Here is a 21,124-nt window from a genome sequence, read left to right as displayed (position 1 = left end):
TGGGACGGCATTTGGTCTATGTCGAGCGGCAGAAGACGCAATCGACCTTCCATTCGTCGACAAAACTTGTTTCAGTTCCTGACTGGAGTGATGGATATGGGCGGTGATGTTTCCAGCGACCAGCAAGCAAGCGCCGACGGCGAGTGGGACCTGACCGCCGACGTGGTCGTAGTCGGCTATGGTGCGGCGGGGGCCGCGCTGGAAGCGACCGACGCCGGTGCGCAGGTGCTGGTGCTGGAGCGTTTCGCCGGTGGCGGGGCGTCGGCACTGTCCGGCGACGTCATCTACGCGGGCGGTGGTGCCTCGGTGCAGCACGAGGTCAGTGGATTGTCCCTGGCCGACTGCGTTTTCTCCGGTCGGCGCGCGGGCCGGTTCGCGGCAGGCGCCGAAGTGGGTTCCCGGGCAGCGCTGCCCGAAGCGACAATAGTGGAAGGAAATTAGCGTGCTGTCCGACGCCATACGAATCGAATTGGCCGATGAACTCGCGGCCGCCGAACGCGATCGGGTCGGCATCGACCCCCTCATCGCCAGATATCCCGATATCGATGTCGTCGATGCCTACGAGATCCAGCTGATCAATATCCGACGCAAACTCGATAGCGGCGCGAAGGTGGTCGGGCACAAGGTCGGACTGTCATCGCTGGCCATGCAGCAGATGATGGGCGTGGACGAGCCCGACTACGGTCATCTGCTCGCGGATATGGCGGTCTGCGCGGATGTTCCGGTCGAGACCTCGCGTTATCTTGTTCCGCGCGTCGAGGTCGAGGTCGGTTTCATTCTCGGGGCGGATCTGCCCGGCGCGGACTGCACCGAAGCCGATGTGCTCGCCGCGACGGTCGGCTACGCGCCGTCCATCGAGCTGATCGATTCCCGGATCAAGGATTGGCAGATCGGGCTGGCCGACACCATTTCCGATAACGCGTCCTCGGCCGGTTTCGTGCTCGGTGCGGCACGGGTCGCGCCGAAAGACCTGGATACCAAGGCCATCGATGCCGTGCTCACCCGCAATGGCGAAGTGGTCGCACAGGGCCGCAGCGATGCGGTGCTCGGCGATCCGGTCATCGCGGTGGCCTGGCTGGCACGCAAGGTCGCGAGTTTCGGCGTGCGGTTGACGGCGGGCGACATTGTGCTGCCCGGCTCCTGCACTCGCGCCGTCGATGTCCGCGCGGGCGATTGTTTCCACGCCGAGTTCGCTGGGCTCGGTTCTGTCCGTTTGCGATTCACATAGGAGCTTGCCGTGTCCGAAACGGGGACCGTCACCGCCGCGATCGTCGGATCCGGCAATATCAGCACCGATCTGCTGTACAAACTGCTGCGCTCCACCACGGTGGAACCGAAGTGGATGATCGGCATCGATCCGGCGAGCGAGGGTTTGCGGCGCGCCCGCGGGCTCGGGCTGGAAACCTCGCACGAGGGCGTGGACTGGTTGCTGGCGCGGTCGGAACTGCCGGATCTGGTATTCGAGGCGACCTCGGCGTATGTGCATCGGGCGGCCGCGCCGAAGTACGCCGAGGCGGGAATCCGCGCAGTCGATCTCACCCCCGCCGCGGTCGGGCCCGCTGTGGTGCCGCCGGTGAATCTCGGTGCGAATCTCGATGCGCCGAATGTCAATATGATCACCTGCGGCGGTCAGGCCACCATTCCGATCGTCGCGGCGGTCTCGCGCGTGGTGCCGGTGGTTTATGCCGAAATCGTCGCCTCGGTGTCGTCGGTATCCGCCGGGCCCGGCACCCGCGCCAATATCGACGAGTTCACCAAGACCACCTCGCGCGGCGTGGAGAGCATCGGCGGTGCACAGCGCGGTAAGGCCATCATCATTCTGAATCCGGCCGAACCGCCGATGATCATGCGCGACACCATCTTCTGTGCGATTCCCGAGGACGCCGATAACGATGCGATCGCCGACTCCGTTCATCGGATGGTCGCCGATATCCAGAAGTATGTGCCCGGCTACCGGCTGTTGAACGATCCGCAATTCGATCCGCCGTCGGTGGTTTCCGGTGGGATGGCGAAGGTGTCGGTCTTCGTGGAGGTCGAAGGTGCGGGCGACTTTTTGCCGCCGTACGCGGGCAACCTCGACATCATGACCGCGGCCGCCACCCAGGTCGGCGAGGTCATGGCACAGCGGATTCTGTCGGCCCGGGTGTAAAGGGAGCTCAACCATGCCATATTCCGCAGAACTCGACATCCGCGTCACCGACACCTCGCTGCGTGACGGTTCGCATCACAAGCGCCACCAGTTCACCGCCGACGATGTGCGCACTATCGTGACGGCGCTCGATGGCGCCGGTGTGCCGGTCATCGAGGTGACACACGGCGACGGTCTCGGCGGCTCGTCGTTCAACTACGGCTTCTCGCATACTCCGGAGCAGGAGCTGGTTAAGATTGCCGCGCAGACGGCCGAGCGGGCCAAGATCGCGGTGCTCATGCTGCCCGGCGTGGGCGTCACCGAAGATATCAAGATCGCCCAGGACAACGGTGCGTCGATCTGCCGCATCGCCACCCACTGCACCGAGGCGGACGTATCGATCCAGCACTTCGGCCTCGCACGAGAGCTGGGACTGGAAACCGTCGGCTTCCTGATGATGTCGCACACCCAGTCGCCGGAGGCGCTGGCCGAGCAGGCGCGCATCATGGCCGATGCCGGGTGCCAGTGCGTCTATGTGGTCGACTCCGCGGGTGCGCTAGTGCTGGAACAGGTTTCGGACCGGGTCGCGGCGCTCGTCGCCGAACTCGGTGATGACGCCCAGGTCGGCTTCCACGGGCACGAGAACCTGGACCTGGCGGTTGCCAACTCGGTCTATGCCGTTCGTGCCGGTGCCAAGCAAATCGACGGCAGTGCGCGGCGATTCGGCGCGGGCGCCGGCAATACACCTGTCGAGGCTTTCGTCGGTGTCTGCGACAAGCTCGGCATCAAGACCGGTATCGATTTCTTCGCGATCGCCGATGCCGCCGAGGATGTGGTGCGACCGGTCATGCCGCAGGAATGTCTGCTGGACCGTCAGTCCCTGATGATGGGCTACGCGGGTGTGTACTCCAGCTTCCTCAAGCATGCCGAGCGTCAGGCCGAACGCTATGGGGTGTCGGCGGCCGAAATGCTGGTGCGCGCGGGCAAGCGGAAATTGGTCGGCGGTCAGGAGGACCAGCTGATCGATATCGCGCTCGAGCTCCAGCGTGAGGCATCGGTTTCCGCCTGATCCCCGGAAAGGCCGCGACCGGGTTCGGTCGCGGCCTGTGCGTTGTTGCGCAGTGTCCAGGTCCGCTCAGCGCTGACGACACAGCGCGACGCCTCGTCCGGTAGCGTCGATCGAATATCAGCATGTCGGCGGTCGCGGTGTCGCATATCCGGTGAGTGCGTCGCACAGGCCGTGTGAATTGTGCGCGGCACCCACTGGGTATGTGGCGGATGAATATCGGAATTCGGGGTCGCGGAGAGTGGGGGAATCGGCGATCATGAATCGTGATCTGTCCGCATTGCACTGCGAACCTGCTGTACAAGGAGCGCGGCGGTCGGCGCTGTTCGACGTGTCAGCGGCAGTTCGCGCTCGAGCCGAAGGAAAGTCCGTTCCGGCTGCACGATATTCGGGTGCGCAAGCTCGCCGAGCGGCTCGGTGACGGGCGCGGGCTGCGGTACACGCTGGTGCAGCTCTGGTACGCGGCCGGGCGCAAGCAGGTTCCGGATGTGCAGCGCGTGTTCAAACGGGTGCGTATCGGGGTTTCGGTGGCCATTGTGGTGGTGGCCTTCTTCCTGATGGTGAGTGGTGCGGTACCGGCGGGGGTGGTCATTGCGCTGGGCGCGCTGATTTTGGTAGCAGCCGTAGTCGGTCTGCGGGCCGGGCGGCCCTGGTTTTTGCGCCGGGCCACGGTTCGAATGCCGGTGCCGTACAACGTCTTCCGTCGGGACGTGGTCGGCCGCTGGGCACCGGTCTACGGCGGTCCGCCGCCCGGGTCGGTCGACGAAACTCTGGCGCGACCGCCCGCGGTGGATCGGCCACGAATCGCGGTGCTGTGCCCGGATGCGAGCGTGCTGGCCTGTCTCGCCGTGAACAATGTGGCGCAGACCTGGGCCATGGCGCTAGCCGATCGCATCGATCGACTCCCAGCGGATGTGCCGGTGATCGTGCTGCACGATGCCAGCCTCTCCGGCGTCGCATTGGCGGGAAAGGCCCGTGCCGCGCTCGGGAGCCGGGCCGTGGTGGTCGGCCTTTCGCCGCGTGCGGTATTGGCCAATGCGTCGGTGCTGCGGCTACGGGAGCCACAGCGGCAGGACACCGCATTTCTGCGTGGGGAACCGTTGTCGGAGGCGGAGATCGAATGGCTCGCGGCGGGTTGGTGGTCGCCGATCGCCGCGCTGCCACCCGCGAAGATGCTCACGGTGCTGGAGCGGGCGGTCGAGCGGATCGAGGATGCGGCCGATCCGGATCGCCGTCGTGCCCGCGAGGTAGGTTTCCTCACGTGGCCGACCAGATGAAGCAGTACATGTTCGATCGGCTACTACGCATCGCGGCCGAACACGTCGCCGCCCCGAGCGGCCTCCGATTCACCGAGCGCCAGCTCTACTACGAGCTGTGCCGTCTCCTCACAGCAGCACATCGGATCCCACGCCACTTCACTTTCACGGTCCCGGCACCGTTGACCTATACGTCGTTCCGCACCGCACTCGACCGTCACGGCGCAGTGCCGGGTCTATTGACGATCACACCGCCGAAGACCACCCGAGCCGGACGACACACACCGGAACCGGACCTGTTCGACTACGGCCTGCCACGCCTGCTCGTCTGCGAATCGGACGCGATCGCACAGATGCTGCGCGCCAACGGATTACCGATGGAATCGGCCTGCCCGGTATTCAGTGCGGCTGAACTCCCCCTCGACCCCGGTATCGCAGGTATGCTCGCCCAGGTCGAAGGCACCATCTACCTGCTACACGATGCGAGCACCAACGGACTCACCTTTCCAGCGCGGTTGGCCGAACTGACCGAGATTCCGCAGGGCGTACGAATTGTGCCCTTGGGCCTGCGTCCGCGGCAAGCGGGCACCCTGCACCTGCCTCATCTTCGCGGACAGCTGCCGAGTGCTATCGCAGCTCAGATGGCTTCCTGGGCGCAGGAGGAGCTGCACCGTCCGGAGCCGAGTGTTCGGGCGGCACAGGTGGATTCGTGGGAGCGCGCGTGGCTACGGCGCGGCCGGTTCGTCGAAGTCGAGGCGGTACGCCCGGCATCGCTGCTGCGCACCGTGCACCGCCTCGTCCGTGACGTTCGCTCACCCCGAACCGGCCTGCCCGAACTGCGTCGCGCCCGGACCGCGGGCTTCATGACCTGGCCCGCCGCATGAGGTCCCGCGGTGCCTTGCACCAGCGTCGAATTCCAACGCACCACAGGAGCCGGGCGCTCGGCGGCGAAGATCGACAGCAGTGGCCGCGTGCCATCCATCCGGCGTCGCCGTGCGTCGGCTGGTCCGCGAGCATGCACTGGAAACACTCGACCCGAACTGCGCTGCGCTCGGGATGCGGGCTTTCGACTTGGTCCGACGCATGAAAGGGAATTGCTGTGCCGGAGCATCGGCAGATTACGTATACCGATGAATTGCTCGCTGATGGATCTGTGCATCGGCGGTATGCCGATGGGCGTCAGGAGTGGCGGACGCGCGGTCGGCAGGCGATGGTGTCGTGGCGCGATGATCGGGGTAACTCCGGGACCGATGAGGGGCTCGGGCCGAAGCTCGTGAAACGCAGCTACCACGACGGATCCGTGGTTTACGGCCGGGAGGCGGGGTTCGGGCGGACGCTGTGGGGTGACGGTGTGCTGACCGTGAATCGGTCCTCGTTCGGTGGTCGGCTCGGCGGGATTCTGGCCGCGGTCGCCGGCGGCGCGCTGCTCGGTGCGTTGATCCTGCCGCCGACTTCGCTGACTGTCGAGGAAGAAGAGGAGTTACGCCGACAGGCGCTCGCGCAATCGTCCGGTTCCGACGGCGGCGGCGATTACGGCGGTTGGGACGATGACGGCGGGGACGACGGCGGCGATTTCGGCTGAGGGGAATCATGTCTCGTTGGTGTGCATTCCTGACGCCGGATGATCCGGGCGGTCAGGTGCGGGCGGTCGGCGGCAATCCGGTGTCGGTGACCGGCCCGCACGCGCTTGGATTGCTCGATGGTCCGGGTATCGCCGCAGGTCCGTTCACTGTCGGTGCGCTGACGGCGGTCGGCGAGGTCACCCTGTTCAACGCGGCCCGGCTGCGCGCCCGGCTCGGCGCGGATGTGCCGCCGGACTGCGCCGACGGTGAGCTGTTGCTGCACTGCTACGCCCGCTTCGGACTCGACGGCATCGCCGCCGCCGACGGCATGTTCGCACTTGCCATCGCCGACGGCGAGGACCTGGTACTGATCCGCGATCACGTCGGCACCCGCACGCTCTTCCACGCACGCGCGGGCAATGCCTGGGCCGCCTCCACCTCGCTGCGCGCAGTGCACCGGTGGCCCGCACTGCGAACCGGTCTGCATCTACCCGCAGTTCGCTCCTTCCTCACCTTCGCCTACCTGCCGGGACGCGAGACGCTGCTGCGCGGCATTCACGAGGTCCTGCCCGGCCGCTGTGTCCGCCTGCACGGCGACGGCTCGATGACCGAGGAAACCTATTGGGAGCCCGTCGAAGTCGAGGACCCGCGAGCGGCCGCCGACCATGCACTCGAACTCCGCGGACTGCTGGAGGACGCGGTCGCACGGCGACTGCCCGTCGGCGAGCCGGTCGGGGTGTTGCTTTCCGGCGGCATCGACAGCAGCCTGGTCACCGCTCTCGCCGCCAAAATGCACGATCAGCGCGTGCGTTCGTATTCCATCAGCTTCGGCGGGACCACCCCGAATGAGCTCGCGTACTCCGGACTCGTCGCCACCCACTGCGATACCGACCATCGAGTACTCACAGTGTCCGGTGAAACGGTCGCGTCGCGACTGGCGCGGACGGTGTCGCTGCTGGACTGCCCGGTCGGTGATCCACTCACCGTGCCCAACCTAATGCTCGCGGAAGCCGTTGCCGCAGACGGTATTCGGGTGGTTCTCAACGGTGAGGGCGGCGACCCGGTCTTCGGCGGTCCGAAGAACCTGCCGATGCTGATCTTCGAATTGTCCCGCGACGACCCGGCTCCGGACGCCAGAGCGCTGGCCTACCTGGACAGTTACCGCAAGTGCTACGGCGACCTACCGGTGCTACTGAGTCCCGACGTCCTGACCGCGCTGGCGGACGCACCACCATTGACCGACCTGGTCGCGCCCTATCTGCACCAGGGCCGGATGACCAGCCTGCTGAACCAGCTGCTGCACACCAACCTGCGCACCAAAGGCGCACATCACATCCTCACCAAGGTCGAACGACTCACCGCCGCAAGCGGTTTGGAGGGCCGCGCGCCATTGTTCGATCGGGCCGTCATCGACCACGCCTTCCGGGTACCGGGTCGATACAAGCTGGCCGGTACCAGTGAGAAGTGGATCCTCAAACAGGCTGTGCGCGACCTACTTCCGGCAACCATCGTGGACCGCCCCAAGAGCGGTATGCGAGTTCCGGTGCAGCAGTGGTTGTCCGTGCCGCTGCGCGAACTCGGACACGATCTGCTGCTCGGCTCCTCCGCGCGAGCCCGCGGCCTGTTCCGCACCGACACCATCGGCTCGTGGTTGCGCGGCGAAGGTGCACTGTTGCCGCGGCAGGGCGGCAAGTTGTGGCTGGTGCTGTCATTGGAGCTGTGGTTGCGGTCCTTCGAAGTCGGGCCGTGAGCGAGTGTCGGCGAGTGAACCAAAGGCGCAGCCGTCAGCGCAGTCCTACGTTGGAGTAGCACCGAGGAGCCGCATGTCCGATCCCCGCATCAAACAGCACGCGGACGATGAGAACGAGATCCATGACCTGGCCGGATTCGTCGACGCGGGATGTAACGTCGTCACACCCGTCGCACAATTCCCGCCGGAGGTGGCCGCGGTGGTTGTCCAGACCTTCGCCCAGATAGTCCGGAACGCGAGGGCGAGCCGTGCCGCGACCGTACCCGACGCCGATGGCATCACCAGGTCCCAGACCTTCGAGGAGGGCGAGGTCTACATGATCGAATCGCCCTTCGACGGCTTCTTCGCCGATCGCTACATCATGGATTTCTACGATGCCGAGGAACGCGGCATCTGCTCGCGCATGCATCTGCATACCGGCATGCGCTTCGTCCGCATGATGACCGGTCCCGACACCCATATCCGGGTGAGCAGCCTCTCGCCGTTCCGGGTAACTCATATCGAAGGCGTAACGCCCTTCGCCCCCAACCAATTCGAGGACGATCTACCCGACACCCCACCCGACCTGCACCGCACCAGGTACAACCTGATCGTCCCGCCCTGCTCCTTCGTCGATATGCAGATCCCGCGCGGTGTGAGCCATCAATTCAATGCCATCGGCCAGCATGCCGTCATCGACTCGGTCCACCCCGAAGAGTCCATCGAAGTCTTCCGCGAGCAGATGTCCGGCTTCAAAATGATGGCCCAAACCGTCTTCCTGGCCGAGGAATTGCCGGACGCCGCCTCCTGCACGTCACTTCCCTAGCGCACTCGGTATCGGCTGCGATCCGATCGGCTCCATCTCGGAAAGTCGCGGAGACCGGCGTCCGTCACCGTCTTGACAACGGCTGGTCTCATGCGAATGGGATGCGGATCGACACCTCGGCTTTCCACCGCCGGTTCAGTTCGGCGCGCGCATACCGTCAAGCGCGACATCGATCATGCGCGGGGCGGCTTCGGGAACTGTCTCACAGGCGACCCCGATGCCGTGTCCGAACCTGAGCAGATCGCGCGGTTCGATATCGCGACGGATATCGCCCGCATCCTGCGCCGCGTTCAGTAGCGCGGCCGCCGCGTCGGTGATCATCGAGCGACACGCGATGAAGGTCGGTGAGCCCTTGTCCATACCGGCCTTCATGGTGGTCGCGAGGCTGCGGTTGGCCATCACCCACTGCACTTGTTCGCGCAGCCACGTTTCGAAAGCCTCGACGGCCGAACGGGTTTCGAGTAGCGCATGGGCGCGGGCGCTCAATTGTTCGATGCTGGAACGGTATACGGCTTCGATCAGCACCTCGCGGCTCGGAAAGTGCCGGTAGAGTGTGCCGATGCCGACACCGGCGCGGCGGGCGATCTCCTCCAGTGGGGCGTCGGGGCCCTGTTCGGCGAATGTCTGCTGAGCGGATGTCACGATCCGCTCATAGTTGCGCCGGGCGTCCGCGCGCATCGGCCTTCCCGTCGACGGTGCTCCCATATTCCCTCCACTGAAAAACGGAAGGACCCTCCAGATAGAGTTGCAAAACTGGAGGAACCCTCCATATGATAGCTCTAGCGTAAGCGGAGGCTTCCTCCGCTTGATTCCCATTCGATGGAGCGTTCTTTGTCCACAACCATGTCCGCGGACACCGGTGTGCCCGCAACCAGCAGCGCCGGTCGGCTCCGATCCGGCATTGTGCTGGTCACCCTGCTGACCTGCCAATTGATGATCATCCTCGATATCACCGTCATGAACGTGGCGTTGCCGCGCATCCACACCGACCTGCATTTCACCGCGACCAATCTGTCCTGGGTGATGAACGCCTACACCCTGGTATTCGGTGGTCTGCTGCTGCTCGGCGGCCGCGCGGGCGATCTGTTCGGCCGTCGGAACCTGTTCATTGTCGGCACAGCAGTGTTCACACTGGCCTCGCTGGCGGGCGGGTTGACACCGTCGGCCACCTGGCTGCTCGTCGCCCGTGTTGTGCAGGGCATCGGCGGGGCCATGGCAGGCCCCAGCACCCTCGCGCTGCTGACCACCACCTTCACTGAGCCCAAGGCCCGGATGCGGGTGCTCGCGCTGTTCTCCGGCATGTCCAGTGCGGGTTTCGCGATCGGTCTCGTTATCGGCGGCCTGCTGACCGAATGGCTGAGCTGGCGTTCGGCGCTGTTCATCAATGTGCCCTTCGGCCTGGCGGTCGTCGTATTCGCGCTGCGCTATCTGCCGGCCGCTGCTGCGGGGCGCCAACCCGCCCGCCTGGACCTGCCAGGTGCGGTGACCGCCACCGGCGGTATCGCCGCGCTGGTCTACGGCTTCATCAGCGCCGCATCATACGGCTGGAGCAATGCGGGCACCGATATCTGGCTGGCTGTGGGTGTCATCCTGATCTCCACCTTCCTGACCATCGAGGCGCGCACGGCCCAACCCCTGCTGCCACTGCGGCTGTTCGCCGATCGCAATCGCGCCGCGGCCTACGCCAATATGTTCCTCGGGCCGATGGCCGGTATGTCGATGTTCTTCTTCCTCACCCAATACCTGCAGGAAGTGCTCGGATTGAGCGCGCTGGCAACGGGTTTCGCGTTCATGCCGACCGCGCTGATGATGTTCACCATGATCCGGCTGATCCCGCGGCTGCTGCCGCGCTTCGGCCCGAAACCGGTGACGGTAATCGGCACATTGCTGATGGCGGCCGGTTTGGCGCTGCTGACCCGACTGACCGTCGACACCGCGTACTTCCCGATGCTGTTCATCGCCATGATCCTGATGGGAAGCGGTATCGGCCTGGCCTTTTCACCACTCAACGTGATTATTATGTCGAGCGTCGCGCCGACCGAAGCCGGTGCCGCGGGCGGCGCACTGCAAACCTTGCAGCAGACCGGCTCCGCGCTCGGTCTCGCCATTCTGGTCACCGTATTCGGCACGGCATCCCGCGAAGCCGGCGGTTCGGCACCGCACGCCCTGGTCAGCGGGATCACCGCCGCCTTCGCCGGTGCCGTGGTCATCGCCGCGCTGACGTTCGTGGTCGCTCTCACCTTCCGCGGCACGCGTTCTGCGGACTGAAATATCGCCCTGCCCGGTCGATTCCGGGCGGGGCATATTTTCTACAGCCAGGTATCCAGCGTCGTTGTGGTGAGGAAATGTTCCAGGTCGCGCCGCCAGGGTGCCGGTACGGTCTTATCCGGCTCGATGGCGGTGTACTGGCCGCGATAGAACAACAGCGGCCGTCCGGAGACGGTCGACTCCGACAGGGCCAGCACCCGGCCGATCACGATGTAGTGATCGCCGCCGTCGACGACGCTGTCCACCTTGCATTGGACGGTGGCGAGCGCGTCGTCCAGGAGCGGGAGCTCCAGATCCGAGGTGTGCCAGTTGGTTTCGGCGAATTTATCGGTCTCACGGGATCCGAAGCGGGCACACAGTTGCTGCTGTTGCTCGGCGAGGACATTCACGCAGAACCGTCCGGACTGTTCGATGGCCGCCCAGGATCGCGAGGTCTTGGTGGGGCAGAACAGCACCAGGGGCGGGTCCAGGGACAGGGCGGCGAAGGATTGGCAGGCGAAACCGATCGGGGCGCCGTCGGCGTCGAAGGTGGTGATCACCGTGATGCCGGTGCAGAACTGCCCCAAGACATTTCGGAACTGCCGCCCGTCGGTCGCCGGATATTCCCGCGTCGTCATCGTCTCCCCGCTCGCCCTGTCGTGCACTACTACTGCCGCTGTCCGACCGTGAAGTCGTGACCCCACAGGCTGACCGCGGTGGATTCCCGCGCGATCCAGTCCGCATCGTCGACTGCCAAACCTTCACAACCGAATTCGACGTCGAAGCCACCCGGTGTCTTCATATAGAACGACAGCATTTTGTCGTTGACGTGCCGGCCGAGTGTGGCCGACATCTTCACCTTCTTGCGCAGTGCGCGATCCAGGCAGAGCCCGACATCGTCGGAGCCCTCCACCTCGACCATCAGGTGCACGATGCCGCTCGGCGTCGGCATGGGCAGCAAGCCCAGTGAGTGGTGGCGCGCATTGCAGCCGAAGAAGCGCAACCAGGCCGGTTCACCGTCGGCGGGCCGCCCGACCAGCTGCGGTGGCAGCCGCATCGAATCGCGCAGCCGGAAGCCGAGCACATCGCGGTAGAAGCTCAGCGCGGCCGCATCGTCGGAGGTGCTGAGCACCACGTGGCCGAGTCCCTGTTCGCCCGTGACGAACCGGTGTCCATGCCGGCTGACCACGCGCCGATGTTCCAGTGCCACACCGTGAAACGCCTCCAGGGTGTTGCCCGAAGGATCTTCGAACGAGATCAGCTCGTGGACCCGGCGATCGGCCTTGTCCGGTGCGGTGCCGTCCTTGAAGGGCACCCCGGCCGCATCCAGCCGGTCCCGAATATCCTGTAGCTCGGCGGCATTGGCGGTTTCCCAGCCGGAGACCCGCAGCCGATCCTTTTCGCCGGGCACGACGACCAGCCGGGCCGGAAACTCGTCCATGCGCAGATACAGCGACTCGGGATCGGTGCCCTTACCTTCGACCATGCCGAGTACCTCGAGTCCGTATGCACGCCAGGCCGCGATATCGGTGGCCTCGATGCGCAGATACGCCAGTGATCGAATACCCATCACTTCTCCTTCACACCGGCAAGGAACTCCGTTGCCAGCCGGTTGAATTCGTCGAACTTCTCCAGCTGGGCCCAGTGCCCGCAACCGCCGAAGACGTGCAGTTGCACCCGTGGAATCATCTTCGTCGCGACCAGTGCGCCGTCGAGTGGATTCACCCGATCTTCCCGGCCCCAGATGAGCAGCACCGGCTGGCGTAGCTTGTAGACATCGCGCCAGATCATGCCTTGCTCGAAATCGGCTCCGGCGAAGGACTTTCCCATTGCCCGGGTCGCGGCCAGCGCCTCGGGCGTACTCGCCGAGGCGAAGCGCTCATCGATCAGCTCATCGGTGATCAGCGATTGATCGAAGACCATGATTCGCAGGAACGCCTCCAGGTTTTCCCTGGTCGGCGCGGAATTGAAGGTCGCGAGGTGCTTTACACCCTCGGTCGGATCCGGTGCGAACAGGTTGACGCTCAACCCGCCCGGACCCATCAGCACCAGCTTGCCCGCCCGCTCCGGATAGTCCAGCGCGAACCGCACCGCGGTGCCGCCGCCGAGCGAATTGCCCAGCAGGTGTACGCGTCCGGTGATCTCCAGCGCGTCGAGCAGATCCTTCAGCGCCGAGGCGCTGTGTGTGAAGTACTGCGGATGCTCGGTCGGTTTATCCGAGCGTCCGAATCCCGGCTGATCCACGGCGAGCACATGAAAGCCGCGGGCCAGCACCGGGATATTGCGGGCGAAGTTCGACCATGAGCAGGCGCCGGGCCCGCCGCCGTGCAGCAGCACGATTGTCGGGCTGTTGCCGATTCCGGCTTCGTGATAGTGCAGGCGCAGATCGGGCCGCGCCTGCGCGTATCGCGAGGTCGATTCGTAGGTGAGTTCGGTTGTCGCGGTCATGGCTAGACCATGCCGTCGGTAACCGGCAGCCCGAACTCGTGCGTGCCGTACATAACATAGGCGCGCTCGGGATCGTTGGCCGCGTGCACCCGACCGGCATGCGCGTCGCGCCAGAAGCGCTGCAGTGGTGTGCCGTTCGCGAGTGCGGTGGCGCCGGAGGCTTCGAAGAGCCTGTCGATCGAGGCGATCGCCCGGCCGGTCGCGCGCACCTGGTCGCGGCGTGCGCGCACCCGCAGATCGAACGGAATCTCTTTGTCCGCCACCAGCAGTGCGTATTCGTCGGCGATATTGCCCGACAGCTGACGCCAGGCCGCATCGATATCGCTGGCGGCCTCGGCGACGCGCACCTTGGTGAATGGATCGTCCTTGGCCTTCTCACCGGTGTAGGCCGCGCGCACGCGCTTGCCCTGGTGCTCGACATGGGCGGCATACGCGCCGTACGCCATGCCGACGATCGGCGCCGAGATGGTGGTGGGATGGATGGTGCCCCAAGGCATTTTGTACACCGGATCGGTGTTCTGTTCCAGGCCGGGGGATTTCAGCTCGCTCATCGCGCGGAAGCTCAGGAACCGATGCGACGGCACGAAAACATCCTCCACCACAACAGTATTGGAACCGGTGCCGCGCAATCCGACCACATTCCACACGTCATCGATGTGGTAGTCGGCGCGGGGGATCAGGAAGCTGCCGAAGTCGACCGGCTTGCCGTCCTTGATCACCGGACCGCCGAGCACCGCCCAGGTGGCGTGATCCGAACCCGAGGACCAGGCCCACGCGCCCTTGACGATGTAGCCGCCGTCGACGACCGTGCCCGCGCCCATCGGAGCGTAGGACGAGCAGATGCGCACCTCGTTGTCCTCGCCCCACACATCCTGCTGCGCTTGCCGCGCGAACAGCGCGAGGTGCCAGTTGTGCACGCCGACGATGCCTGCCACCCAGCCGGTGGAACCGCAGGCGCTGGCCAGTTTGCGAACCGTGTCGTAGAACACGACCGGATCGGCCGCGTGCCCACCCCACTGCTTGGGCTGCAGTAGACGGAAGAAGCCGGCTTCCTGCAGTGCCTTCATCGATTCGTCGGGGATGCGCCGCAGGTCCTCGGCCTCCTGTGCCCGCTCGCGCAGCATCGGCAACAGTGCTTCGACCCGTTCGGTTACTTCTTGCGTCATCGCGGGACCCGCTCCTGCCTGGTCGGATTGGTAACCGGTACTCATTTGCCTCTGAGACTAGAACAGGTTCTTATTTCTGTCGAGAACGGGTGACCATGAGGGGCATTCGTCACCGGTTCGCAGGTGGTCGACTTGATCGCTGGCGTGGAACGCGACATTTTTGTAACGTGTTCTAGTATAGAAGGAGGAGGGATCGCGATGGCAGTTTCCCCACCGGGGAGCGGTGCGAAGGGAAGGGGGACGGCAGTCGGCGGCGCCGACGGGGTGGGTAGGCCCCGCGAGCTCGACGTGGGCTCCGCGCCCACCCGATACGCGCGCGGATGGCATTGCCTCGGTTTGGCGAAGTCGTTCCGCGACGGCAACCCGCACGCGGTCGAGGTGTTCGGGACCAAGCTTGTCGTCTGGGTCGACAGTTTTGGCGAACTCCGGGTGCTCGACGCCTACTGCAGGCATATGGGTGGCGACCTGAGCATGGGTGCGGTCAAGGACGGCGATATCGCCTGTCCGTTCCACGACTGGCGCTGGTCCGGCACCAGTGGCAAATGCACGTCGATTCCCTATGCGCGGCGCGTGCCGCCGCTGGCTCGGACCCGCAAGTGGACCACGCTCGAGCGCAATGGACAGCTGTTCGTCTGGCACGACGTCGAGGGCAGCCAGCCGCCGCCGGAGGTGACTATTCCGCATATCGTCGGTCCGTACACCGACGCGGCTGGCAACCCGAGTGAACAGCTCGACAGCGGGTGGACCGAATGGACCTGGAACTCGCTGCTGATCGAGGGCGCGAACTGCCGCGAGATCATCGACAACGTGGTGGATATGGCCCACTTCTTCTATATCCACTTCGCCTTCCCGACGTACTTCAAGAACGTCTTCGAGGGACATATCGCCACCCAATTCCTGCAGACCAAGGGCCGTCCCGATATCGGCATGGCCGAGAAGTACGGCGGCGACACCCTGTTGAAGTCGCAGGCGTCGTACTTCGGGCCCTCTTACATGATCAACCCGCTGGTCAATATCTACAGCGAATACGAGGTCAAAAGCGTCCTGATCAACTGCCACTACCCGGTGACGCAGGATTCGTTCGTACTGCAGTGGGGCGTATCGCTGGAGAAACCGAAGGGCGTCGACGGTGAGACGGCCGGAAAGCTGGCCGCGAAGATGACCGATGGCATCAGCGTCGGATTCCTGCAGGATGTCGAGATCTGGAAGCACAAGTCCAAGGTCGATAATCCGCTGCTCTGCGAGGAGGACGGCCCGGTCTACCAGCTGCGTCGGTGGTACGACCAGTTCTATGTGGATCTGGCCGACGTGACCGACAAGATGACCCAGCGCTTCGAATTCGAGGTGGATACCACCAAGGCGAACCAGGCGTGGGAGGCCGAAGTCGCCGAGAATCTGCGGCGCAAGCGGGAAGCGGAAGTCTGATGGCGCCGACCTGGGCGAAAGCACCCGACTTCGCCGATCAACCGGCGCGGCGGGCCGCGGTGCGGGCCCAGACCATCGTCGACAAACAGCGGTATATGGAGGAGGGACTGACGCCGCTGCGGTGTCGGTCCTGCCAGAGCGAGGTGTTGGTGCGCAAGAGCTCGTCGCACCAGACCTCAGTGCAGTGGACCGACAATCCGGCCGCGCGCTGTCCGGTCTTCGCCAGGCTCAGCGCGCAAGGGTACGGGCCAGGGCGCCCGGAATCCTGTGCGCACCTGGAGAAGACGATCGAATGGGCTGTCGACGAGGGTGTGCTCGAGGTTCGCGAGTAGGCCCGATCGCGGGTGCGCCGCTGGCCGAATCAGTCGAGCCGGAAATCCGCGAAGTCGAATCCGGGTGCGACTATGCAGCTGACCAGCACATACTCATCATCCGCGGGTCGCGCGGCCTGACTGGGTATTCAGAAGAGGGTGGGCTCGCCGAAGCCCGGGGTGCGTTCGATTTCCAGGAGACGTTGTTTGGTGGTGATGCCGCCGGGGGCGGAGAAGCCGGTGAGGGTGTGGTCGGCGGCCAGGACGCGATGACAGGGGATGATCAGGGGGATCGGATTGCGGCCGAGGGCCTGTCCGACGGCTTGGGCCGCGCCGGGGGCGCCGATACGGTCAGCGACCTGGCCGTAGCTGAGGGTATGGCCCGGATCGATGACGCGGGTGACTGCGTAGACGGCGCGGTGGAATTCCGGAATTCCGTTGGTGGTCACCGGAATCCAGCGCAGATCGTCGACCTCGCCGGCCAGGTGGGCCTGGATGCGGGCGATCGCATCGGCGATGGGGCCGGGGGGCCGGGTCTCCGGAATTTCCTCGGCGTCCGGAATTCGGCTGCTGGGGCGCATGATCCGCGTCCGCGTCGCGGCGGGATTCGCCTCCGGCAGTCCGAATCGGAATACGAAATCGCCGGTCCAGGCGATCGCGCAGGAGCCGATCGCGGTGTCGAACAGCGCCGACCCGGTGACCGGGCGAGCGGAACCACTCATACGGTCAGTGTGCACGTCGGTTCTGACATTGATGACCAGACCAGTCCAGTTCTCCGGAACTGGCCTGGATCGCGTCGGCGGTCGGCTCGGCGGCCGCGCAACTAGGCTTCGCGATCCGGCGCTGCGCGGCCCGTTCGGGATAGGCAAGAGCGCCGGCATCGGGATCCGGCACGTCGCCGTGGCCGTAGATAGCGACGAGATCCGCGTATTGACGCTGGTTTTCGTAGTACGACGGGGACCGTTCGGTCAATGGTCCCGGCGCGTGGAATCGTTCGAGGCGCAAGACCTCGCTCGGGCGGCGCGGCGCGACCCGGCGGATGAGATAGGCGAAGGCGGCGATGACGAGCAGGGCGGCGACGGCAGTCATACGAGTCAGCGTGCGCGCACTGGCCTTGTCATTGAATATCCACTTAGCTAATACTGGACTTTATGTCGACGAGAGTTATCGGTGCCACGAGTCTTGCCCGTGATCTGGGTAGTTGGCGCAGTGCGGACGAGAACGGCGAAGCGGGGGAGCGCCGGTCGACGCGCCCGGCCTATCTGGCTCTCGCCGAAGGCATCCGTCTACTCATCCACGACGGCCGCGCACCGCTCGGCGTCGCGCTGCCCAGTGAACGCGATCTGGCCGCGACCCTCGGCGTCAGCCGCACGACCATCACCTCCACCTACAGCCTGCTGCGCGAACACGGCTATCTGATCAGCCGCCAGGGTTCGCGCAGCACCGTCGCCCTCCCGAGCGACGTGCAGCACGACGGCACCAAACCGGCCCGCAGCATCCTCGCGATGATGGCGCAACCGGAACTGCCGACCGTCGATATGACCTACGCCGCCATGGCCGCGCCCTCAGAAATGCAGGAGGCGTACTCCATTGCGCTGCAAGGTCTTCCGGCCTATCTCGGCACGCACGGTATGGATCCGGTCGGTGTGCTCGCGCTGCGTGAGGCACTGGCGCGCCGCTACACCGAGCGTGGCCTGCCCACCGAACCGGACCAGATCCTGGTCACTCTCGGCGCCCAGCATGGCCTGCGCCTGCTGTTGAATGTGCTGACCGCACCCGCGGCCCGGGTACTCATCGACCACCCGACCTATCCGAATGCCATCGAGGCGATCCGGGATGTCGGCGCCCGCCCGGTGCCGGTGCCGCTGCGACCCGAAACTCCCGAGTCCGGCTGGGATCTCGACGGAATCCGCAGTGCCGCAAGGCAAACCGCAGCCACCCTGGCCTACCTGGTGCCGGACTTCAACAACCCGACCGGCCTGCTGCTCGATGCCGACGGCCGCGCCGAACTGGCCGCCATCGCCCGCGAGACCCGGATGACCGTGGTGATCGACGAGTCGATGGTGGACCTGAGCCTGACCGACCGAACCGCGCCCCCACCGGTCGCGGCCTTCGCCAAGGGCAGCGAGATCATCACCATCGGCTCGGCCTCGAAATCCTTTTGGGGCGGTCTGCGCGTCGGCTGGATACGCACCAACCAAACATTGATAACGAAGCTGCTCGGCATCCGCTCCACCGTCGACCTCGGCACGCCTGTCATGGATCAGCTGGCCACCATCCACCTGCTGGAGAATGCCGATACCATCCTCGCCCGCCGACGCGATCAACTCCGCGCCCAGCGTGCGGCGCTGCTCGCCACGCTCGGCGAAGAGCTCCCGGACTGGCGCACCATCGTCGGCGACGGCGGCATGTCGGTCTGGGCGCAACTGTCGGCTCCGGTGTCGACGGCCCTGGCCGCCACCGCCCCCAACCACGGCGTATTGCTCGCCGCCGGACCGAGATTCGGTGTCCAGGGTGCCTTCGAACGCTTCATCCGCCTGCCCTTCACCCACCCCGAACCCGAGCTCCGCCTGGCGGTGAAGTCCATCGCCGCCGCCTACGAAGCCCTCACGCCCCGCGCCGCCGACCCCCTGCAACCGCTCACCTGCTACTGACCGGGTGCAAGATCGAGGTATGGATCTCGTTCGGGACCGTCGGTTCCCGCTAGCGTCGACGGCTTATTGTCAATCCGCCCAGATGGATTCGATCGGCGTCGCCGTGTTCGGCGGCGGGGTGGGCGCACCAGCGGGGGTGCGGGAGAAGCGCGGCGTCGGCGCATGCTGGACGACACCATCGATCTCGATCAGCCCGGTGCGGGCGGCAATGTGCGGATTCTGTTCTGCCTCGGTGAAAGTCAGCACCGGTGTCGTGCACGCATCGGTGCCCTCGAAGATCGCGGCCCATTCGTCGCGGGTCTTGGTCTTGAACTTCTCCGAGAACAGTTTCTTCAGCTGATCCTGACCATTCGGATCGCTCTGCGCGGGCAGGCCCCGGGGGTCGATCTCCAAGCCGTGCAACAGTTGCGCGTAGAACTGCGGCTCGATCGCGCCGACCGCCATGTACTTGCCGTCCGAGGTCTCGTACGTGTCGTAGAACGCCATACCGGTATCGAGCAGGTTGGTGCCGCGCTCATCCGACCACATGCCCACGCCGCGCATACCCCAGATCATGTGCGAAAGCGCAAGCGCCCCATCGATCATCGCCGCATCGATGACCTGACCCTTACCGGAGCGCTGCCGCTCGATCAGTGCCGCGAGAATGCCGAACACCAGGAACATCGAGCCGCCGCCGAAGTCGCCGACCATATTGAGCGGGGGCACCGGACGTTCACCCTTGCGGCCGATGGCGTGCAGCACACCGGTCAGCGAGATGTAGTTGATGTCGTGGCCGGCGCGATCGGCCAGCGGGCCCTCCTGACCCCAGCCGGTCATCCGGCCGTAGACCAACCGCGGATTGCGCGCGAGCACGGTATCCGGGCCGAGACCCAGGCGCTCGGTGACGCCGGGCCGGAAGCCCTCGATCAGCACATCGGCCTTCTCGGTGAGTGCGAGCACCTTCTCGATATCCGCCGGGTCCTTCAGATCGGCCTCGACGATGGTGCGCCCACGCCAGTGCGGCCGCTCCATGGAACCGGGCAGCACATTGGGCCGCTGTATCCGCACCACATCGGCGCCGAGGTCGGCCAGCAGCAGTGCCGCATGCGGACCGGGGCCGATACCGGCCAGCTCGATGACCTTGATGCCCGCGAGCGGGCCCAGGTCGGTGGTGGATGGTGTGCTCACGCCCTACCTCGGTTCGTCGTTGTCCAGCGCTACCCGGGAGCGACCCGAGGTTGTATTGACAGTATGACAATAACGTCGAGCCGCATCAGTAGGCAGCGCGAACCGGGTTCGCGAGCCCCAGCGCGGAGTTGAGTCGATAAGCCCCGCCGAGCCCATGGAACACCGCCATCAGCAATGCGCCGACGAGGGCGCTGCCGATGCTCGCGTAGACATGCGCCGACAAGTCTGCCCAGTATCCGATAAGGACCGCGAGTGCGAGTCCAAAGGTGCCCGCCACGGCATTGCGTAGCGGATCGTTACCCCACACATTCGGAAATTGTTCGCCGACCATGCCTTTGACGAAATGGGGGACCGCATTCGTGCCGAACAGTCCGGCCAGTGCCGACAGAAGAATCGTGTGCCACATGAGGGGTTACCTACTTTCAGTCAACGTCTGTGGACCGAAAACTAGCATGGCGATTCGCTTCGGTCAACGCCCGTAGACTGAGCTGATGAATTCTCGCCCTAGCAGCCGCGCCGAGCAACGGCAGAGCACACAATCCCGGATCCTCGACGCGGCCCGGCGCTTGTTCGCCGAGGTCGGCTACGACCGGGCCACCATTCGCGCGATCGCCGCCGAGGCACAGACCGATCCGGGCCTGGTGATGCGCTATTTCGGGTCGAAGGACAACCTGTTCGCCGAGGCTTCCGGTTTCGAACAGGACGATCTGGTGACCGGCACGCCCGAACAGGCGGCCGACCAATTGCTCGCGGCACTGGAAACCAAACTCGCCCAGCAACCCACCGACGCACTCGCCGCGATCCGCTCCATGTTCACCCACCCCGACGCGGCCGCCGAAGTCCAACTCGCCATGGAGTCCCGGCAGCGGCAAGCCGCCCAGCACCTGGCCGACGACGATGCGGATTTGCGGGCCGGACTGATCGGCGCGATCACCATCGGCACCGTCATCGGTCGGCACCTACTCCAGCTCGACGGACTGCGCGACGCCCCACCCGAGCGAATCACCGCCCTGCTCCGCGCAGCCTTCCACGACATCGCCTGCGGCCCAACGACAACAACCCCGGAGCCGTCGGCGTAGTCGCTCACCCATCGCGAACTCGTCATGGCCATCGACGCCGCCGTGCCGAACTCGGTCCGG

Annotated in this window: 23 protein-coding genes and 1 pseudogene; 14 read left to right on the top strand and 10 right to left on the bottom strand. The window is 65.4% G+C overall.

What is annotated here, in order from left to right:
* Positions 1 to 96 precede the first annotated feature (96 nt).
* From ACW2Q0_RS11830 to ACW2Q0_RS11790, 9 genes are all read left to right on the top strand, one after another.
* Complete coding sequence (locus ACW2Q0_RS11830; RefSeq protein ID WP_457189186.1) at positions 97 to 441, top strand: hypothetical protein; 345 nt, start codon at positions 97 to 99, stop codon at positions 439 to 441.
* A gap of 1 nt (position 442) precedes the next feature.
* Positions 443 to 1,228 carry a 2-keto-4-pentenoate hydratase gene (locus ACW2Q0_RS11825; RefSeq protein WP_457189184.1) on the top strand — a complete coding sequence of 262 codons (786 nt, stop codon included), beginning with the start codon at positions 443 to 445 and terminating at the stop codon, positions 1,226 to 1,228.
* A 9-nt stretch (positions 1,229 to 1,237) separates the two neighbouring features.
* Positions 1,238 to 2,149, top strand: a complete 912-nt coding sequence (locus ACW2Q0_RS11820; RefSeq protein ID WP_457189182.1) for an acetaldehyde dehydrogenase (acetylating) — start codon at positions 1,238 to 1,240, stop codon at positions 2,147 to 2,149.
* A 13-nt stretch (positions 2,150 to 2,162) separates the two neighbouring features.
* Complete coding sequence (gene dmpG / locus ACW2Q0_RS11815; protein WP_457189180.1) at positions 2,163 to 3,197, top strand: 4-hydroxy-2-oxovalerate aldolase; 1,035 nt, start codon at positions 2,163 to 2,165, stop codon at positions 3,195 to 3,197.
* Positions 3,198 to 3,460: 263 nt separating this feature from the next.
* Entirely contained in the window at positions 3,461 to 4,471 is a 1,011-nt protein-coding gene (locus tag ACW2Q0_RS11810; protein WP_457189178.1) for a hypothetical protein, read from the top strand.
* Entirely contained in the window at positions 4,456 to 5,334 is an 879-nt protein-coding gene (locus ACW2Q0_RS11805) for a hypothetical protein (RefSeq protein WP_457189176.1), read from the top strand. Before ACW2Q0_RS11810 ends, ACW2Q0_RS11805 begins: the two co-directional genes overlap by 16 nt.
* Before the next feature lie 215 nt (positions 5,335 to 5,549).
* Positions 5,550 to 6,032, top strand: coding sequence for a hypothetical protein (locus ACW2Q0_RS11800; protein ID WP_457189174.1), 483 nt, complete (start codon positions 5,550 to 5,552; stop codon positions 6,030 to 6,032).
* An 8-nt stretch (positions 6,033 to 6,040) separates the two neighbouring features.
* Positions 6,041 to 7,762 carry an asparagine synthetase B family protein gene (locus ACW2Q0_RS11795; protein WP_457189172.1) on the top strand — a complete coding sequence of 574 codons (1,722 nt, stop codon included), beginning with the start codon at positions 6,041 to 6,043 and terminating at the stop codon, positions 7,760 to 7,762.
* A 73-nt stretch (positions 7,763 to 7,835) separates the two neighbouring features.
* Positions 7,836 to 8,567, top strand: coding sequence for a hypothetical protein (locus ACW2Q0_RS11790; RefSeq protein ID WP_457189170.1), 732 nt, complete (start codon positions 7,836 to 7,838; stop codon positions 8,565 to 8,567).
* A 135-nt stretch (positions 8,568 to 8,702) separates the two neighbouring features.
* Here ACW2Q0_RS11790 and ACW2Q0_RS11785 read toward each other — a convergent pair whose 3' ends face one another.
* Positions 8,703 to 9,245: an SbtR family transcriptional regulator gene (locus ACW2Q0_RS11785; protein WP_457189168.1), complete on the bottom strand. Its 543-nt coding sequence runs from the start codon at positions 9,243 to 9,245 to the stop codon at positions 8,703 to 8,705.
* Positions 9,246 to 9,398: 153 nt separating this feature from the next.
* Between ACW2Q0_RS11785 and ACW2Q0_RS11780 the strand changes: the two genes are divergently transcribed.
* Positions 9,399 to 10,835 (top strand): MFS transporter, encoded by a 1,437-nt coding sequence (locus ACW2Q0_RS11780; RefSeq protein ID WP_457189166.1) that lies wholly within the window; start codon positions 9,399 to 9,401, stop codon positions 10,833 to 10,835.
* A 41-nt stretch (positions 10,836 to 10,876) separates the two neighbouring features.
* Here ACW2Q0_RS11780 and hsaB read toward each other — a convergent pair whose 3' ends face one another.
* Genes hsaB through hsaA form a run of 4 tightly spaced genes read right to left on the bottom strand, consistent with a single transcriptional unit; the run spans position 10,877 to position 14,428 of the window.
* Positions 10,877 to 11,452, bottom strand: a complete 576-nt coding sequence (hsaB, locus tag ACW2Q0_RS11775; RefSeq protein WP_457189164.1) for a 3-hydroxy-9,10-secoandrosta-1,3,5(10)-triene-9,17-dione monooxygenase reductase subunit — start codon at positions 11,450 to 11,452, stop codon at positions 10,877 to 10,879.
* Between the two features lie 29 nt (positions 11,453 to 11,481).
* Positions 11,482 to 12,384, bottom strand: a complete 903-nt coding sequence (gene hsaC, locus ACW2Q0_RS11770; protein ID WP_457189162.1) for an iron-dependent extradiol dioxygenase HsaC — start codon at positions 12,382 to 12,384, stop codon at positions 11,482 to 11,484.
* Entirely contained in the window at positions 12,384 to 13,262 is an 879-nt protein-coding gene (gene hsaD, locus ACW2Q0_RS11765) for a 4,5:9,10-diseco-3-hydroxy-5,9,17-trioxoandrosta-1(10),2-diene-4-oate hydrolase (protein ID WP_457189160.1), read from the bottom strand. Before hsaD ends, hsaC begins: the two co-directional genes overlap by 1 nt.
* A gap of 2 nt (positions 13,263 to 13,264) precedes the next feature.
* The gene (hsaA, locus tag ACW2Q0_RS11760) at positions 13,265 to 14,428 is read right to left on the bottom strand and encodes a 3-hydroxy-9,10-secoandrosta-1,3,5(10)-triene-9,17-dione monooxygenase oxygenase subunit (RefSeq protein WP_457189158.1); all 1,164 of its coding nucleotides are present in this window, start codon (positions 14,426 to 14,428) and stop codon (positions 13,265 to 13,267) included.
* Between the two features lie 198 nt (positions 14,429 to 14,626).
* Here hsaA and ACW2Q0_RS11755 point away from each other — a divergent pair, with 198 nt between their 5' ends.
* Positions 14,627 to 15,853, top strand: a complete 1,227-nt coding sequence (locus ACW2Q0_RS11755) for a Rieske 2Fe-2S domain-containing protein (protein ID WP_457189155.1) — start codon at positions 14,627 to 14,629, stop codon at positions 15,851 to 15,853.
* The gene (locus ACW2Q0_RS11750; protein ID WP_457189153.1) at positions 15,853 to 16,185 is read left to right on the top strand and encodes a hypothetical protein; all 333 of its coding nucleotides are present in this window, start codon (positions 15,853 to 15,855) and stop codon (positions 16,183 to 16,185) included. The genes ACW2Q0_RS11755 and ACW2Q0_RS11750 overlap by 1 nt, the downstream gene beginning before the upstream one ends.
* Before the next feature lie 29 nt (positions 16,186 to 16,214).
* Here ACW2Q0_RS11750 and ACW2Q0_RS11745 read toward each other — a convergent pair.
* The 3 genes and pseudogenes from ACW2Q0_RS11745 to ACW2Q0_RS11735 form a co-directional block, all read right to left on the bottom strand.
* Positions 16,215 to 16,304 (bottom strand): annotated as a pseudogene (locus tag ACW2Q0_RS11745) (cupin domain-containing protein); the annotation flags it as partial.
* Between the two features lie 9 nt (positions 16,305 to 16,313).
* Positions 16,314 to 16,886, bottom strand: coding sequence for a methylated-DNA--[protein]-cysteine S-methyltransferase (locus ACW2Q0_RS11740; RefSeq protein ID WP_457189151.1), 573 nt, complete (start codon positions 16,884 to 16,886; stop codon positions 16,314 to 16,316).
* 4 nt (positions 16,887 to 16,890) lie between these two features.
* Positions 16,891 to 17,253 carry a hypothetical protein gene (locus ACW2Q0_RS11735; RefSeq protein ID WP_457189149.1) on the bottom strand — a complete coding sequence of 121 codons (363 nt, stop codon included), beginning with the start codon at positions 17,251 to 17,253 and terminating at the stop codon, positions 16,891 to 16,893.
* A 62-nt stretch (positions 17,254 to 17,315) separates the two neighbouring features.
* Here ACW2Q0_RS11735 and yczR point away from each other — a divergent pair, with 62 nt between their 5' ends.
* Positions 17,316 to 18,818: a MocR-like transcription factor YczR gene (gene yczR, locus ACW2Q0_RS11730; RefSeq protein WP_457189147.1), complete on the top strand. Its 1,503-nt coding sequence runs from the start codon at positions 17,316 to 17,318 to the stop codon at positions 18,816 to 18,818.
* 69 nt (positions 18,819 to 18,887) lie between these two features.
* On the opposite strand, the gene ACW2Q0_RS11725 is transcribed toward yczR, so the two are convergent.
* Both ACW2Q0_RS11725 and ACW2Q0_RS11720 read right to left on the bottom strand, forming a co-directional pair.
* Positions 18,888 to 19,985 (bottom strand): CaiB/BaiF CoA transferase family protein, encoded by a 1,098-nt coding sequence (locus ACW2Q0_RS11725; RefSeq protein ID WP_457189145.1) that lies wholly within the window; start codon positions 19,983 to 19,985, stop codon positions 18,888 to 18,890.
* 85 nt (positions 19,986 to 20,070) lie between these two features.
* On the bottom strand, positions 20,071 to 20,391 hold the full coding sequence (locus ACW2Q0_RS11720) for a hypothetical protein (protein WP_457189143.1): 321 nt from the start codon (positions 20,389 to 20,391) through the stop codon (positions 20,071 to 20,073).
* Positions 20,392 to 20,476: 85 nt separating this feature from the next.
* Between ACW2Q0_RS11720 and ACW2Q0_RS11715 the strand changes: the two genes are divergently transcribed.
* Complete coding sequence (locus ACW2Q0_RS11715) at positions 20,477 to 21,064, top strand: TetR/AcrR family transcriptional regulator (RefSeq protein WP_457189141.1); 588 nt, start codon at positions 20,477 to 20,479, stop codon at positions 21,062 to 21,064.
* Positions 21,065 to 21,124 lie beyond the last annotated feature (60 nt).

Source organism: Nocardia citri (assembly GCF_054065835.1).
This window is presented reverse-complemented; position numbering and strand designations above follow the sequence as displayed.